Annotated in this window: 13 protein-coding genes; 6 read left to right on the top strand and 7 right to left on the bottom strand. The window is 36.6% G+C overall.

All coding sequences use genetic code 11. From position 1 onward, the window contains the following. Positions 1-109: 109 nt before the first annotated feature. Entirely contained in the window at positions 110-682 is a 573-nt protein-coding gene (locus tag RTP99_RS13125) for a sigma-70 family RNA polymerase sigma factor (protein WP_011040847.1), read from the top strand. Then, positions 648-1,319 carry a hypothetical protein gene (locus RTP99_RS13120; protein WP_001224324.1) on the top strand — a complete coding sequence of 224 codons (672 nt, stop codon included), beginning with the start codon at positions 648-650 and terminating at the stop codon, positions 1,317-1,319. Before RTP99_RS13125 ends, RTP99_RS13120 begins: the two co-directional genes overlap by 35 nt. 65 nt (positions 1,320-1,384) lie before the next feature. Here the strand turns inward: RTP99_RS13120 and RTP99_RS13115 are convergent, their stop codons facing one another. From RTP99_RS13115 to RTP99_RS13105, 3 genes are read right to left on the bottom strand one after another with little or no spacing between them, the layout of a single operon-like run. Continuing rightward, positions 1,385-1,702, bottom strand: coding sequence for a PTS sugar transporter subunit IIA (locus tag RTP99_RS13115; protein WP_000379638.1), 318 nt, complete (start codon positions 1,700-1,702; stop codon positions 1,385-1,387). Positions 1,703-1,711: 9 nt separating this feature from the next. Next, entirely contained in the window at positions 1,712-3,013 is a 1,302-nt protein-coding gene (gene celB / locus RTP99_RS13110; protein ID WP_000617776.1) for a PTS cellobiose transporter subunit IIC, read from the bottom strand. Between the two features lie 14 nt (positions 3,014-3,027). Beyond that, positions 3,028-3,330, bottom strand: a complete 303-nt coding sequence (locus tag RTP99_RS13105; protein ID WP_001023538.1) for a PTS sugar transporter subunit IIB — start codon at positions 3,328-3,330, stop codon at positions 3,028-3,030. Positions 3,331-3,554: 224 nt separating this feature from the next. On the opposite strand from RTP99_RS13105, the gene RTP99_RS13100 reads away from it, so the two are divergent. From RTP99_RS13100 to RTP99_RS13090, 3 genes are all read left to right on the top strand, one after another. Next, positions 3,555-4,772, top strand: coding sequence for a dicarboxylate/amino acid:cation symporter (locus RTP99_RS13100; protein ID WP_000649373.1), 1,218 nt, complete (start codon positions 3,555-3,557; stop codon positions 4,770-4,772). A 207-nt stretch (positions 4,773-4,979) separates the two neighbouring features. Continuing rightward, complete coding sequence (locus tag RTP99_RS13095) at positions 4,980-6,137, top strand: acyltransferase (RefSeq protein ID WP_000194309.1); 1,158 nt, start codon at positions 4,980-4,982, stop codon at positions 6,135-6,137. Between the two features lie 42 nt (positions 6,138-6,179). Next, positions 6,180-6,560, top strand: a complete 381-nt coding sequence (locus RTP99_RS13090) for a VOC family protein (RefSeq protein WP_000609850.1) — start codon at positions 6,180-6,182, stop codon at positions 6,558-6,560. A 53-nt stretch (positions 6,561-6,613) separates the two neighbouring features. Here RTP99_RS13090 and RTP99_RS13085 read toward each other — a convergent pair whose 3' ends face one another. From RTP99_RS13085 to RTP99_RS13070, 4 genes are all read right to left on the bottom strand, one after another. Beyond that, on the bottom strand, positions 6,614-7,432 hold the full coding sequence (locus tag RTP99_RS13085) for a class C sortase (protein ID WP_000827781.1): 819 nt from the start codon (positions 7,430-7,432) through the stop codon (positions 6,614-6,616). 118 nt (positions 7,433-7,550) lie between these two features. Further along, positions 7,551-9,245 carry a SpaH/EbpB family LPXTG-anchored major pilin gene (locus RTP99_RS13080; RefSeq protein WP_000755300.1) on the bottom strand — a complete coding sequence of 565 codons (1,695 nt, stop codon included), beginning with the start codon at positions 9,243-9,245 and terminating at the stop codon, positions 7,551-7,553. A 23-nt stretch (positions 9,246-9,268) separates the two neighbouring features. Beyond that, positions 9,269-12,196, bottom strand: coding sequence for an isopeptide-forming domain-containing fimbrial protein (locus RTP99_RS13075; protein ID WP_001028701.1), 2,928 nt, complete (start codon positions 12,194-12,196; stop codon positions 9,269-9,271). A 648-nt stretch (positions 12,197-12,844) separates the two neighbouring features. Continuing rightward, the gene (locus RTP99_RS13070) at positions 12,845-14,845 is read right to left on the bottom strand and encodes a YhgE/Pip domain-containing protein (protein WP_000676359.1); all 2,001 of its coding nucleotides are present in this window, start codon (positions 14,843-14,845) and stop codon (positions 12,845-12,847) included. A gap of 135 nt (positions 14,846-14,980) precedes the next feature. On the opposite strand from RTP99_RS13070, the gene RTP99_RS13065 reads away from it, so the two are divergent. Further along, the gene (locus tag RTP99_RS13065; RefSeq protein ID WP_000421935.1) at positions 14,981-15,865 is read left to right on the top strand and encodes a LysR family transcriptional regulator; all 885 of its coding nucleotides are present in this window, start codon (positions 14,981-14,983) and stop codon (positions 15,863-15,865) included. Positions 15,866-15,910: the final 45 nt, after the last annotated feature.

The following is a 15,910-nucleotide window of genomic DNA, read 5'->3' as shown; positions in this document are numbered from 1 at the left end:
AATAAACCCAAAACGAAAAAATGAGATTTTTTTATCATAATGTCAGAAAACCATCATTATAATTCGTATATTAAGTGAATAGAGAATGGAGCAAAGAGTGGTGATAGGAATGCGAGAAGTAGAAATAGTAGAAGGGTTGCGAAAGAAAGATATGAAAGCATTACATGCAGCAATTGATCAGTATGGAGATTTAATTTATAAAGTTGTTCACGGTGTATTAGATACATCCCATAGTAAAGTGTTAGTGGATGAGTGTGTTGATGATATTTTGTTAATCATTTGGTACAACATTGATAGTTATGATGAGAAACGCGGAAAATTTAGAAATTGGCTTATATCTATCGCGAAGTTTAAAGCGATAGATTTTAAGAGAAAGAGTAATCAAGTATATAGATTACAAGAATTTCAGCAGGATATATATGAAGAGAGAACAGGCACAAATCAAACAAAAGAAGAGGAGGAAGAAAACTTTTATCTTTTAATTAGGTCGCTAAACAATGAAGATAAAAAAATTTTTATAAAAAGGTATCTGGATGAATATAGTGTGCAAGAGATTGCTTCTGAATTAGGGCTGGCAACAGATACTGTGTATAGCAGGCTTTCAAGAGGACGAAAAAAAATAAAAAAGATAATAGGAGGGGAAACTGATGCGCAAAGAGGAACTGTTGCAGGGTTTAAATAATTTACAATATAGTGATGAAGATGTAGCAGAATATAATGTTGAAACAAAAGTAGATGAAAAGAAAATAGGACGTGCAAAAATGGTAGTAACAAAAAGTATTTTGATGCAGCGTTGTTATCATCAGGTGCAAGGTAATTTACAGCAGGGTGAAGAGATTTTATATAGCATGGCTGCGTCCAATCCGCGTGTAAAGGGTTGGCAAACAGGGACGGCTATAACATTAGGAATCGGTTTTCTTTCTATGAATTTTGGTATTAATAACGTCCTCGTTGTTACAAATAAAAAACTGTATGTGTTCTTTGTAAATCAATATTATAACGATGTTGATTTGAAAATATATCAGTTAGATGAAATTGTCTCTATGAAAACAGTATTAGATCGTAAAAGCGGCAGTGAATTTTTATATATAAAATATACAAACGGGAAAGAGTACGTACTTTTAGGGATTAATGAGGAGTATCGTGAATTGTTTGAAGTAGTATGTAACGTGCCAAAAGGAAGTAAAATAAAGCTGTCGCTACAGGATAGAAAATTAAAATGGATATTAAGGGGGAAAAGAAGTCTCTTTTATATCTTAAGCTATTCAATTGTATTCTATTTGTTCTATAAGGCGTACGTTAACTTTATGCCACTTTAAAGGGCAGTAATATCCCATGGCCATCAAGCTAAAAAATGAAATAAAAAACCTTGCATACGCAAGGTTCATTCAGTTACCGACATCTTCCTATATAATTCTACAAATTCACTTGCTAATTCCTTCACCGTAATTGCATTCATTAAATGATCTTGCGCGTGCACCATCAGAAGGGTGACTTCGGTCTTTTCACCACCAGCTTCTTTCTGTATGAGATCCGTTTGTACACGGTGCGCCTCTTTTAATTCTTCTAAGGCTTCTTGTAATTTCGCTTCTGCTTCTGTAAATTCTCCACGCTTTGCACAATCAATTGCTTCCATTGAACAACTTCTCGCATTTCCCCCATGCAAGATTAAGTGAAAAGCCTTCGTTTCTATCGTATCCATTTTAGTTCTCTACTCCCCCTTTTCTTCCGCTATTTTTTGTTTATCCCATATTTTTAAGAACGGTAAATATATGACGAACGCTAGTGCAAAGTTAACGAGTTGCAAAATCACACCTGAAATTTTGCCACCCGAGCCTAAATATCCACTAAATAGAATTGGTGTCGTCCATGTTACAGCAGCACCACTCGGGCGAGCTACCAATCCCCATTCCATTGCGAAATAAGAAACAATCGTTAATACAACAGGAACTACTATAAATGGAATAAGTAAAAGTGGATTCATGACAATTGGCATACCGAAAGTTACCATTTCATTAATGTTAAAGATACCAGGTGCAATTGACAATCGTCCTAAACTTTTTAATTGCTGACTTCGTGCAAACAATAACATTCCGACAACTAAGGCTAATGTTGCACCAGAACCGCCCATATAAATCCATAAATCAAAAAACTGTGCAGTAATCGTGTTCGGTACATCTTGGCCCGCTTGAAAAGCAATCCGGTTCTGATCCATTAACGATAACCAAATCGGGCTCATTACACCGCCCACAATTGTAGCTCCATGAATTCCACACGCCCAAAGGACATGAACGAGAATAACCGCTATAACTGCTCCCCAAAGACTAGCACCAAGTATACTCAGCGGTTCTTGCAGTAGCTTCCCTACAACATTATGAATGCTTCCGAAAGTTGTGTGTTCAAAAATCAATCTAATGATCCAAACAACTGTCACAACAATAAACCCAGGAATAAGCGCTGCAAATGAACGCGTTACTGCCGGTGGAACTGTCTCAGGCATTTTTATAATCATCTTTTTTTGTACAAGAAATCGGTATATTTCAGTAGATATAATTGCAATAATCATCGCTACAAATAAACCTTGGCTTCCCATTAATGCCGCTGGAATTACTCCATCTACCAGTATACTTTCTTTCGTACCCGGCATGATATATGCAACTTGAAATGGAGTTGCAAGTAAAAATGTCACAAGCGACAATGCCCCGGATGCTAAAGCGTCCACTTTATAATATTCCCCAAGCCTGTAAGCGATTCCAAAAACAGCTATTAAAGCCATTATATTAAAAGTTGCACTAACTGGATACCCTAATGCTACGTTCCAGTTTTTCCCGAACAAACTCGCCATGAATTCACTATACCCGGGGATTGGTAATGTACTAATAATAAGAAAAATTGATCCTATAATTAAGAACGGCATCGTCAATACAAGTCCATCACGAATTGCTAGCAAATGCCTCTGCTCTGCAACCTTTCCTGCTACCGGCATTACATATTTCTCTAAAAACCGTATCATCTATCCCACTCTCCTCATGGTTTCATTGACAAAGCTGCTTGCAAGATAGCTTCTCCATTACAAAGTCCGTAATGGACGGATTGAATGACATCAACAGGTACTCCTTTCTCCTTACATAATTCTTTCATTTTCGGTAATAAATAACGTACTTGCGGTCCAAGTAAAAGTACATCGGCTTTATCAATATGGCTATTTACTTCAGAACCTGATACAGCCCAAATCTTTACCTCTATCCCTTTTGCCTCTGCTGCTTTCTCCATTTTTGTAACAATCAAACTGGAAGACATTCCCGCTGCACAGCAAAGTAAAATATTCATCCCTTTTCCCTCCCCCTTTTTCCAAACCTAAGTTACGGCGCATCCCTTACCACAACTAGGTTACAAATATATATGTCTAGATTTCCTGCTGTATGCCGAGCTTAAAAACAAAAATTTCTCGGTTTTCACGCTATTCCATCTATCCGTATTCTCCTAGTAAAGAGGGCTCTAACTCGCTATAATAATTCAGTATGATTTTTTATAATTGATAGGAGGATATATTTATGAAGGCATATCGCTTTCCACTTATTTTATTATCTTCTATCCTAATTGGTGGTTTCATTGGTTATTTCATGGGTGCCGATGCAGTTGCTTTAAAGCCGCTTGGTGACATTTTCTTAAACTTAATGTTTACGATTGTTGTACCTCTAGTGTTCTTTAGCATCGCGTCATCTATTGCTAATATGGATGGATTAAAACGTTTCGGTAAAATTATGTCTAGTATGGCTGGGACTTTCTTATTTACAAGTATTTTAGCTGCTATTTTTATGATTATTGTCGTGAAAGTATTCCCGCCAGCACAAGGTGTTGTATTAGAACTAACACAACCTGACAAAGCTGAAAAAGCAGTTAGTGTTGCAGATCAAATCGTCGGTATTCTAACAGTATCTGACTTCTCGAAGTTACTATCTCGTGAAAATATGTTAGCTCTTATTTTCTTCTCTATCTTAATGGGAGTTGCAACTTCAGCAGTTGGTGAAAAAGGAAAACCATTCGCTACATTCTTACAAGCTGGTGCAGAAATTTCAATGAAAGTCGTATCTTTCATTATGTACTACGCTCCAATCGGACTTGCAGCTTACTTCGCAGCATTAGTTGGTGAATTCGGACCACAGCTTCTTGGAACTTACTTCCGAGCAGCAATGGTATACTATCCAGCGTCTCTTATTTACTTCTTTGTATTCTTTACGTTCTATGCATACCTTGCAGGTCGCAAGCAAGGTGTACAAGTATTTTGGAAGAACATGGTCTCTCCTACTGTTACATCTCTTGCAACTTGTAGTAGTGCCGCAAGTATTCCAGCGAACTTAGAAGCAACGAAGAAAATGGGTATCTCTTCTGACGTTCGTGAAACAGTTGTCCTTCTTGGATCTACACTTCATAAAGACGGCTCTGTTTTAGGCGGCGTATTAAAAATTGCTTTCTTATTCGGTATTTTCAACATGGAATTCGAAGGACCAAAAACATTAGCAATCGCACTTGTTGTTTCTTTATTAGTAGGAACAGTAATGGGCGCTATTCCAGGCGGCGGTATGATTGGTGAAATGTTAATCGTTTCTCTATACGGCTTCCCGCCAGAAGCATTGCCAATTATCGCAGCGATTAGTACAATCATCGATCCTCCTGCAACGATGTTAAACGTAACAGCAGATAATGCTTGTGCCGTAATGACAGCTCGCCTTGTAGAAGGTAAGAATTGGATCAAAAACAAATTTGCTTAATAAATAGAAAGAGGATGCTCGTTTTGAGCATCCTCTTTTTGTCGTTATTTGTTGATAAGTCGATATTCCTTGTCGAAACGTCGATATATTGAAAAAATCGTCGATATAATCTATTCCGCCACAAATTTGTTAAAACCTTCACAAATATTCCACACTCATTATCCTTTCTCCGTACTATAATCATGTATGGAAAAGGAGATGGACATAATGACTCAAAGCGCACCTGAGTTTAAAGTTTTGCAAAGCATTGCATTCCTTGCGGTCGTTTTGCAAAGTTCCTTATTATATACAATGAATCAAGGAAATGTCTTACTTGAGCAATCTCTCATTATGGGCATGCTATTTAACCTTGCAAAATTTTCAGCACCTGCATTCATATTTATCGTCGGCTTCCACTTAATTCGTCACTATACAAAGCAATTAGTATACAAAGAATATATTTCTGAAAAAGCCGCACATTTACTCATTCCTTATTTCTTCTGGTCTGTTCTTTACTTATTAACAACAAACGATATGATTACACTACAAAGCGGAATAAAAAGTTTATTACTCGGAACAGCCGCACCTCATCTTTGGTACGTGATTATGATGTTTCAAATTCACCTACTGTTCCCTTTGCTGTGCACACTATTTTATTGGTTTCAAAAACGAACAGAAAATAAAAAAGACATATATAAATATATGACCATCTTTGCTTCTCTATATTTCCTCTTAATGTGGTATTCTTCGCACTACATTTTTAATGGAGAGAAATTGACTAGCTCAACCATTTTACATTATACAGATCGTTCCTTCTTCTTCTATTCGTTCTATTTCGTCATGGGAGGAATCGCTGCTGTCGCACTAAAAGCGTGGCGTACATTTGTCATAAAACATATTCCGCTTATTACAATCTTATTCTTTATCTTATTTTTATTCATCAATTATGAGTTATTTAGTTTTTACGGAGCAAACTCTATTCATTTAACCGTTTCGACTTATTTAAAACCGTCTATGTTTTTATATATCGTATGCGAAATTATCATACTTTACGTCCTATCTATTACAATCGTACAGCGACGTGGTTTCTTATATAAAGCTTTACGATTTATCGGGAATTACACGTATGGTGCTTATTTAGCTCACTTTTTCTTCTTGCAACTATGTACAAAGTTTCTTTCTTTATTCACACTGCAAGAAAACACAATATTATATAGCTTATTATTATTTACAATAACAGCCACAATCTCGATTTCAACAATGGTCATATGCAGTACACTACCATTTCATACATGGATTACAGGACCTTCTCCTACAACAAATATGAAATGGGCTAAGATTGCACTTCGGAAAAATCACGAAAAGGTATTCAAACCATATCTTTGATATAATAGAATTCCATAAAAGAAAAGAAAGTAGGACACACCTATGATTAATCAAATTGGACAAATTATGCTATATGTAAATAATCAAGATGAAGCAGTACAATTTTGGACTGAGACAGTAGGATTCCAAATTATTGTGGAAGAAAATAACGGACAAGGTTTTCGCTGGATTGAAATTGCGCCGTCAAAAGAAGCAGGCACAAGCATCGTCCTTCACGATAAAGAGTTAATTGCAAAAATGCAACCTGAATTAAACTTACATACACCTTCACTTATGTTCTTCTCTAACAACTTAGATCAACTGTATAAAGATCTTTCTGAGAAAAATGTTACTGTTGGACAAGTTGTAGATTTACCTACTGGCAGAGCTTTTAACTTCGCTGATAACGAAAACAATTACTTTGCGGTAATGGAACGCAAATAATAGGCCAAAAAATGGTTCTCCTTTCATACATATACATTGAAAGGAGAACCATTTTATATTTTCTCTATAGTTTTACGCTTCTTTCTTCTATATAAAGTAATTAGAAATGCACCTACAATGATAGCACCTGCTCCTATCATTCGTTTATCTACTCCAACAACTTCCTTAATCTTTTCTTTTTCCTTTTCATCATACGGAACACGGTGTCCTCGAACGAGTAACCTATGCGTGTTTACACCATATGGCGTACATGTAATTAGTGTCACATAATCCTGACTTTCAGCTACCGTTAAATCATCCGTTTCTTCTGGTAGCACTACTTTAATTTGATCTACTTTATATGCTAATACTTTATCTAAAGAATGAATATAAAAAATATCCTCTTCTTTTAATTTATCCAAATCTGTAAATAATACAGCAGATGGCAACCCCCTATGTCCAGTCAAAATAGAATGTGTTCCTTCTCCGCCAACTGGCAAAGAGGAATTCTCTATATGACCTACCCCTCTACTTAAAACATCCTCAGACGTTCCATGATATATAGGAAGCTTCACATTAATTTTAGGAATTTCTACATAGCCCATTACTTCTCCTACATTCAACATATCTACGTAAGAACTGGAATTTCCACTCTTATCGGAACGAAATGGATCTGTAACGGTCTGTCTCTCCTGTTGTAGTTTCTCATTGTACTCTTTCGCTTCTTTTTCTTTACGTTTAATTTCTTCCCTTTGCAGCTCTTTCACCTTTTTGTCATATGTACTTACTTCAGAATAATGCGCTCTTGTCGCTAACCAATTACTCACCGTCGGGTATAAAAAAATACTAAGTCCTACTAAAAAGATGCATCCAAAAATAATATTACGTTTCATAATATACCCCTTTATTATGCATATGTAGTTCCATTTATCCCGCTATTTACCGGGCAGTAAATAACGAAAAGAGGAAGATGTTCTTTCTCCCTCTTTTCTCCCTATACTCGTACGCTTATTAAGCTTTTCTTCTTAAGAACATAAACGCTGCGCCCATTAATACAAGGCCAACTACTGTGAAGAGGATTGTCCCAATTCCACCTGTTGCAGGAAGGATCCAGCCACTCTTATTATTTTCTACAGTTAATTTCACCGTTTGGTTATCCTTATCAATCTTAACTTTAATTGGCTCTCTTAATTTTTGATAAGATTTCACTTCACCTTTATCAGTATACTTCGGTGCTTCAATTTCGACGATTTCGTATTCACCGTAAGGGATGTTGTCCCAATTAATAATCCCATCTTTATCAGATACACCGACAACGTCAACACCTTTTACTTTTACGACTTTACTATCTTTTCGTAATTCAAATTTCGCACCTTCTAAAGCATCTTTAGTTGCACCGTCAATTTTTTTCAATGAAATTTTACCATCAGTTACGATAACCTTTACAGGAGGTGTTGTTGTTTCATCGTCTGGTGGTGTTACTTTATCACCAGTTTCATAATCGATCTTTGCTATATTTTCTATTACTGTTCCACCGTTAATATCTCCATTTACTTTCGCCTTGATTTGCAAATGTAGTTCTTTTTTATCTTTTAACGCTGCAAAATTCTCTACAGTCACTGTCACTAATTGACCTGCAGCAGTCTTTTCACCTAACGTTACTTTTACAACATCAGAAGATACTTTTTCACCATCAATTGTAACAACTGGTGTACCGATAATTGTTAATCTTGAATCCACGTTATCTGTTATTACGTATTTCTTGTACAGATGAATATCACCTGGTAGTTTCGTTTTAATGTCGTATGTGAATTCTTCATCTACGTTAATTGGTAAACCATTTAAATTACCGTTAATCTTCTTATCAATTGTCGGTTTTTTATAGTTTATAATTTTATCTAGTTTTACAATTTCCCCATAGCCTGCTTGACCGTCTTTAGGGAATGCACCTGATTTTTCAACTTTAAATTCATATTTTTTAGGATCTAAAACATACCCTTCTAGTGCTTTTGACTCTTTGAAATAATATTCTCCATACAATAAACCGTCAACGCGGATTTTACCATCCTTATCTGTCTTTAGATCCTTTAATTCTTTTCCTGCTTTATCTACTACTACTTTATCAGTCCCTTTATGATATAGTGTGAACTCTACATCTTTTAATGGTTTACCTGCATCGTCTACTTTCGTTAATTCTACTGCTCCACGCTTGATTTCATTTTTTGGATAAATATGAACGTCGTAGTTTAATTTTTTACCTTCTTTATCAGTCATTGGGATATCAATTGTATATGGCTCTGTATTTATATTTACGTTATCTGGACCGCTAACTTCTTTCACTAAGTAACGACCGATTGGAAGGTCCTTAAAAGTTACTGTACCATCTTCACCTGTTACGTCGCTAATAGGTGTTGCATTGTCAACTTTCTCAACAGCTTCTTTTACAATTTCTCCATTTCTTTCAATCACTTTAAAAGTTGCAACTTTTACAACTTCATACTTTACTCCTTTTATCGGTGTTGCCCCTTCAGGAACTTTCTGACCAGGTTCACCAGTTCCTGCTTCACCTTGTTGTCCATCTTTTTCATGCGCATACTTATGAATTGTTAAAGACCCTTTTGTCGGAACCTCATTTGCAGCAAATGCACTTGGCAGCGTTGAAAGCATTAATATAAATGCTAAAACCATACTAAATACCTTTTTCATACTCGTATTGCCCCCTTTATATTTTATAAATTACTGTCCCCTTTTCGGAAATAGAGAAATAGCGTTAACACAATGAGTAATGTGCTAAATAAGTAAATGAGATTTGTTCCAAACCCTCCTGTATTCGGAATGACCCATTCACTCTTGTTGTTCTCTACTTTCAACTTTTGCAAAGGTGATGTAAGTTCTACATGAATTGATTCCTTCAAGATCATGTAACCTGTCGGTGCTTTTATTTCTTTAATTTCATATTTACCGAATACTAGCGGTTCAGAAATTGCTTTTCCACTTTCATCGGTTACTAATTTTCCGACTACATTTCCATCTTTATCGATAATTTGAAACTCTGCATTTTTCAGTTTCAACGTATGATCCTTTGCATCTACTTTTTCAATTTCAATTTTCCCTGACGGAGGAGGTTCCACTGCTATTTCTACTGATGGTTTTTGTGGAGAAATATTATCTCCTTTTACCGTACCTACGTTCAGTATTTTTTTATCTTCATAACCATCTTTTATCTTCACTTGAAATACGATTGTATGCCATTCGGTATCTTGAATGTCTCCGAGTTTCCCTATTACTTTTCCAGCCTTATAATGACCACTGTCAGTATCTTCGGCATCCGTTACTATATTGCCATCCACCCGAATTGATCCTGGTACATATTCCACACCTTCTGGCAATTGGTCTTCTACTAAAGAATTTCTTATGATGCTATCTTTGACTGTATTACGAACCTTAATCGTATATTCAATCGTATCTTTTACTTCATACTTCTTACCTTGTTGTAAGTTCTTTACTTCTTTCACTGATTCCACTTTCGGATTCTTATAATCTACTTTTACTAGTTTTTCAGGTTCCTGCGGTGTAATGTTCTCTCCCGTTACCTTCGCTTTATTTACTATTTCTTTCCCTGCTTGATTCGTTTTCACTTTCACATGGAACACTACTGTATGCCACTCTGTATCTCGAATATCTCCAAACTTCCCGGTTATTTTTCCAGTCTTATAATGGCCACTATCCCCATCTTCAGCATCTGTGACAACCTTCCCATCTATTCGAATCGTCCCTGGTACATATTCCACACCTTCTGGTAATGGATCCTCAATAATAGCATTGTTTATCACGCTACTCGCTACGTTATTACGCATTTTCACTGTATATTCAATCGTATCTCCGACTTCATATATGCTCTTACCTTGCTGTAAGTTCTTTGCTTCTTTTACCGTTTCTAGTTTTGGATCTTTCGGTTCTATTACAATAGATTTCTCTGGTTCTTGCGGTGTAATATTCTCACCTGTTATTTTTCCTATGTTACGAATCGTCTTATCTAACTGATCCGATTTTACTTTTGCTTGGAAGGTAACCGTATGCCATCCTGTATCTGTAATATCACCTAAATTCCCCATCACTTTACCTATCGTATAGTGGCCGCTATCTTGATCTACAGCGTCCGTCACCGCTTTTCCATCTACCTTAATGGTTCCTGGTACATAATCTATCCCGTTTGGTAATGAATCTTCTATTACAATCTTTTTCGCGATGCTATTCTCAATTTTGTTACGCATTTTAACTGTGTATTCAATTGTATCTCCGACCTCGTACCTACTCTTACCTTGTACATTTTTCACTTCTTTAACCGACTCTATTTCAGGGTTTCTTGCAATAACCTCGTTTACAACTTCATTGGAATTTGTATATTCCTTTGAGCCCTTCAACAAGTTGCCATAATCTATTCTTGCCTTATTTGTAACTTGCTTTCCAATATAACTTGGTAAAGCCCTTACTTTAAATTGAACTGTAATTCCATTTGGATCCTCTTCTGTATTTTGTACATCGCCTAATTTAACAGTGACTTTTTTGTCTTTATAAAAGCCTGCATCATTATCTTCTGCATCTGTTATAGCTTTTTCGGTTCCATCAGCTTTTAGTTTTATGGAGCCCGGTACATATTCTGTTCCATCTGGAATCATGTCAGTGAACATTGCTTCACCAGCAACATCTCCGCCGTGGTTTTTAACGTTCACTGTATACGTCAACTCATCTCCCGCATACACTTTTCCTTCTGGACTTACAGATTTTGTTGCCGTAACACAAGGTTCTGTTCCTAGGAAAATATCATCTAGGAAATTTCCTACTGATAGGGCATTTCCGTATGTTTTTACAGCCTCAAAACCAAATCGAGTTAACGTTTGACCTGCTGGAACTGTATAAGTCCCGCTATAGCGACCCCACGCTTTATTATCATCTTCCATCGTTTGAATAGTAGGTAAGGAAGTAATATTCGCACTTGCTGATCCGATACGAACTCGCATCGTATCTTTCCCATCTCTTCCCCTATGAGCTAATCTCCAATAAATCGTTTGCCCTGGAGTCGTTTTCACATCTTGATATAACATTCCAGGTTCCCTTGCATTTAGTTCGGCAAATTGCTCTCCTTCTGCTGGAAGTGGTGAAGGCAATGGTATTCTATCTCTCGTTCTCCAAATTTCGATTACTTTATAGCGATCTGTCGTTCTCCAGCCCTCTACATTATCTTGATCAATAAAGAAGTCTTTCGTTATCCTTGGCTTTTCAAATCCACCATTTTTAAGTACAACTCTATTTTGCTGAACGCACGTGTTATCTACTAAACTTGCTGGTGCAATATCTTTTATCCAGGAAGACGTCCCAATCCGTTCCTCTCCAACCTCTACAGGAATATCCTTTGCTACATTCTGCTCATAAGGTGGACCTGGATCAAAATCTTTCACAGCTTCTGGATTTGGCTGCTCTTTTACAGAACCTATCTCTATATCTTTCGGTTGTTCTGTTATAGAATCTGTCTCCGCATGCATCGTCATGTTGTCAATAAAACTGATAGGTATATCCGCGAACACTAATAAAAGCATCAACAGTACTAAAAAGGTTTTTTGTCTTCTTAGCTTCTTTTTTCGCCTCCATATGTTCATATACGATATCCCACTCCTCCCCAGACTTCTTGACTTATTACTACGGCATTTGCATTGTACTTTCCATGTCAAACAGGAAAATTAATTTACATCATTAAGAGTGAGGATCGGTAATTTCCAAAGGAACGGTTCATCATTATACGTAGAAGAAAATTTACTGAATGATTATCCAGTAAAAAGTCCAAACAAACCAACATATAAAGTGAAACTTTAATCAGCCCTCACCAATCGGGCTTTTATGAGCATCAGCCCGCCCCCCACCTAACTTCTTTGCTTTCGCTGAATTTTGAAATGGGGGTCTTACTGCCCATTAAAGTGGGATAAACTATGTATGCCTCCTCTTCCTTTCTTAAAAACATTTGAATACCTTTCCTATCATGTAAAACAATGCCAATATTTAATTTGTACGTTCATTATATTTATTTCAAAAAAACTTTTCCATAATATTCTAACAATTGGCATAGTCCAATTTTAGAATATTCAAAATACTTAAAGCGCATATATATAGAAAAACAAATTACACACTCTCACTATGCACCCCTTCTCTTATATAGGAACTGGTGTATAAAAAAATAATGCAATACTCTTTTTGCTACAAGCAAAATAAAAAGAAGTCATCCCCAAAAAATCGGATAACTTCTTTTTATTTTAAGAAACTTGTTCGGCATTCGTTTCCCTATGTTGTATATGGCTCGTAATCCAAGCAATTCCACCAGCAACAACGAGATAGCATAACAATATTAAAATTTGCATTTGTAATTGCGACCAATCTCCTAAAGAAATCACATCTTGCAATCCTCTAAGAGAATGGGACATTGGGAGAAATTGTCCAATCTTGCTAAGAACAGCTATATTTAATTCTCCTGGGAAAGTCCCACCGCTCGTCGCTAATTGCAAGACGAGAAGCGTTACCGCTAAGAACTTTCCAACAAGACCAAACACCGTTACTAACATAAGAATAAACGTCATGAACGTAAAGGAAATCACGATACTTGATAATACAAAGAGCGGCACACTTGCAACTTCTAATTTCATAACTCCTAGCACAACCACATCCACAAGTAATGCTTGAATAAGTCCAATTACATATACCAATCCTAGTTTATTAATAAAATGTACCGTTCCGCTTACCTTCATATTTTGTCTACGGCCAAGCGGTAAAATATTTGATGCCATAATTCCGCCAACATAAAATGCAAGCGATAAGAAATATGGTGCAATACCTGAACCGTAATTAGGCACGTCAGAAACTGTTGACTTCACTAATTGAACCGGCTCTGAGAACATCGTATTGCGTGCATCATCATTGCGAACATCCGCTATCTTCTCTGCGCCCTCTCCCAATTTCGTAGAAAGTTCTTTCGCACCATCGTCAAGTTTAACAAGTCCGTTCGTTAACTGATCAGCACCATGATTCAGTTCTGTTCCCCCGCTCGCAAGTTGATTGACACCTTCTTGTAATGATGTAAATCCAGTTCCCCATTTCGTAAATCCACTAGCTAAATTTGTAGCACCATCTGCTATCTTTTTCGTTCCAGCAGTAGCTTCATTTAACTTAACTCCGAATGTATTCATACCTTCTTCAACCTTATGCTGACCATCTGCAAGCTTCTGTGCACCTTGTGTCAATTGTTTCTGACTATTATTTAAAGTGTTTGTTGCTTGAGCTAATCCATTAGAAGTAGCGATAATCTTTTGAAAAGCAGGATCTTGCTGCACCTCTGGATGACTTTTCACGTACTCTTCTAATTGTTGTTTTACACTATTTGCTGCATTGTCCGCTTTCGCTTGTCCTTCAGCCAGTTTCTCACTTCCGTTCACCCATTCATTTGTACCAGCACTTAATTCACTAATCCCTGATTGTAAGTGTTTTTCACCTTGCGTCAATAACTCCATACCGCTATGAAGTGAGGTTGCTCCTTGACTTAGCTCATTCGCTCCATCAGTTAAGGCTGATTTGCTAGAAGCAAGTTTTTCACTTCCCTCTTTCACTTTTGATGTCCCGTCACTTAAACGATGAATACCATCTGCAAGCTGATTTGCCCCATTTCTTGCATCTGTCGTTCCTTCATGTAACTTCCCAGCACCATTACTTGCATCACTCAACCCTTGTGCTAAGTCTTGAAACTTTGAAAAGACACCTTCTGTATAAGATTTCGTAATACTATTTGAAATTTTTGTTTTCATATTTTCAACAGCTGTCGTTCCAATTTGCGCTGCTACAAAGTTTTTACCCGGATTTACTTTGTACTGCAATTGTGCTGGTTCTGGTTTCTCATCCATAAGTGTACTTACCTTTTTAGAGAAATCCTCTGGAATCGTAACAACCATATAGTACTTATCTTCTTTTAGCCCTTCCTCAGCATTTTTTTCTGATACGAAATGAAAAGCCAGTTCCTTATTCTCTTTTAAATTTTTTACAAAATCGTCTCCTGCACGAATTATTTTCTCATCCATTGCAGCACCTTTATCTAAATTTACAATCGCAACAGGTAATTTATCTAATTTTCCGTATGGATCCCAATATCCAGCTAAAAAGAACCCTGAATAAATTAAAGGAACGATTAACAAAAAAATTAAAGCGATACGCCCATGTTTATGGTGCCACATCGCTTTCCAATCTTTAAATACAAGTTGAATTCCTTTCATGAAACATACTCCTTCTCCGAATTTCACACCATTAGAATGGTTTAACAGATTTACTATACACGTCCATTTTCATACTGTATAATACATCTTTAATTATCAATCCATTCCTTTTGGTCTATAGAAAGGAGAGTCAAAATGGAACTTCTTCAACTAAAATACTTTCAAACAGTTGCACGATTAGAGCATATGACAAAAGCCGCTGAAGAATTGCATATCGCACAGCCTTCGCTCAGCAAAACAATCGCTAGACTAGAAAAAGACTTAGGCGTCCCGTTATTTGATCGCCAAGGTCGACAAATTACATTAAACTCTTTCGGGAAAGTATTTTTAAAACGAGTAGAGCGCATTTTTCATGAATTAAGTGAAGGCGAACGAGAAATTAAAGATTTAGCTAACTTACAACAAAGCTCTATTACGCTGGCTGTTTCTATTCCAAGAATATTACCAGAACTACTCGGTTCTTTTTTACTACAACATCCTAACGTTCGATTCCAACAGTTTCTCGCATCTACTCCTTCTATGAAACGACAACTAGATAATATAGAAATTGACTTTTGCATTTCTTCTGTGCCAATTGAAGGCGAAGAGATTATTTGGGAACCACTTATTACAGAAGAAATTTTCTTAGTCGTCCCTTCAGGGCACCGTTTATCAGAACGTGAAAGTGTATATCTGCATGAAGTAAAGGACGAACCGTTTATTAGTATGAACACTGGTTATGGATTTCGGCACTTAACAGATGAATTTTGTAAAGAAGCTGGCTTCACTCCACATATCGCTTTTGAAGTAGATGAACCAACCGTGATTAGCGACCTGATTAAGCAAGGCCTCGGCATCGCTTTCGTCCCAAGTTTAACTTTATTAAAGAACTCTACTTTAGCATTAAATAAGTTACGTATTATTGAACCAAATTGTGAGCGAACGATTGGCTTAAGCTGGTCAAAAAAACGTTACTTATCGAAAACTGCCCAGCAATTCCGTGAATTCGTGATTGATTACTTCTCCAATATTAGGACTTAAAATGATATCAAACAATAAAAGATGCCATCCCCATAGGGTGGCACC

Source organism: Bacillus sp. (in: firmicutes) (assembly GCF_031983925.1).
In the GTDB taxonomy this organism is placed as follows: Bacteria; Bacillota; Bacilli; order Bacillales; family Bacillaceae_G; genus Bacillus_A; species Bacillus_A pacificus.
The sequence above is the reverse complement of the archived record's forward strand: the minus strand, read 5'-3'. Positions and strand labels throughout refer to the sequence as shown.

What these genes read in the sequence shown, in the direction of transcription:
- RTP99_RS13125 (WP_011040847.1), top strand. Translation starts at nt 110, where the DNA reads ATGCGAGAAGTAGAAATAGTAGAAGGGTTGCGAAAGAAAGATATGAAA.
- RTP99_RS13120 (WP_001224324.1), top strand. Translation starts at nt 648, where the DNA reads ATGCGCAAAGAGGAACTGTTGCAGGGTTTAAATAATTTACAATATAGT.
- RTP99_RS13115 (WP_000379638.1), bottom strand. Translation starts at nt 1,702, where the DNA reads ATGGATACGATAGAAACGAAGGCTTTTCACTTAATCTTGCATGGGGGA.
- celB (WP_000617776.1), bottom strand. Translation starts at nt 3,013, where the DNA reads ATGATACGGTTTTTAGAGAAATATGTAATGCCGGTAGCAGGAAAGGTT.
- RTP99_RS13105 (WP_001023538.1), bottom strand. Translation starts at nt 3,330, where the DNA reads ATGAATATTTTACTTTGCTGTGCAGCGGGAATGTCTTCCAGTTTGATT.
- RTP99_RS13100 (WP_000649373.1), top strand. Translation starts at nt 3,555, where the DNA reads ATGAAGGCATATCGCTTTCCACTTATTTTATTATCTTCTATCCTAATT.
- RTP99_RS13095 (WP_000194309.1), top strand. Translation starts at nt 4,980, where the DNA reads ATGACTCAAAGCGCACCTGAGTTTAAAGTTTTGCAAAGCATTGCATTC.
- RTP99_RS13090 (WP_000609850.1), top strand. Translation starts at nt 6,180, where the DNA reads ATGATTAATCAAATTGGACAAATTATGCTATATGTAAATAATCAAGAT.
- RTP99_RS13085 (WP_000827781.1), bottom strand. Translation starts at nt 7,432, where the DNA reads ATGAAACGTAATATTATTTTTGGATGCATCTTTTTAGTAGGACTTAGT.
- RTP99_RS13080 (WP_000755300.1), bottom strand. Translation starts at nt 9,245, where the DNA reads ATGAAAAAGGTATTTAGTATGGTTTTAGCATTTATATTAATGCTTTCA.
- RTP99_RS13075 (WP_001028701.1), bottom strand. Translation starts at nt 12,196, where the DNA reads ATGAACATATGGAGGCGAAAAAAGAAGCTAAGAAGACAAAAAACCTTT.
- RTP99_RS13070 (WP_000676359.1), bottom strand. Translation starts at nt 14,845, where the DNA reads ATGAAAGGAATTCAACTTGTATTTAAAGATTGGAAAGCGATGTGGCAC.
- RTP99_RS13065 (WP_000421935.1), top strand. Translation starts at nt 14,981, where the DNA reads ATGGAACTTCTTCAACTAAAATACTTTCAAACAGTTGCACGATTAGAG.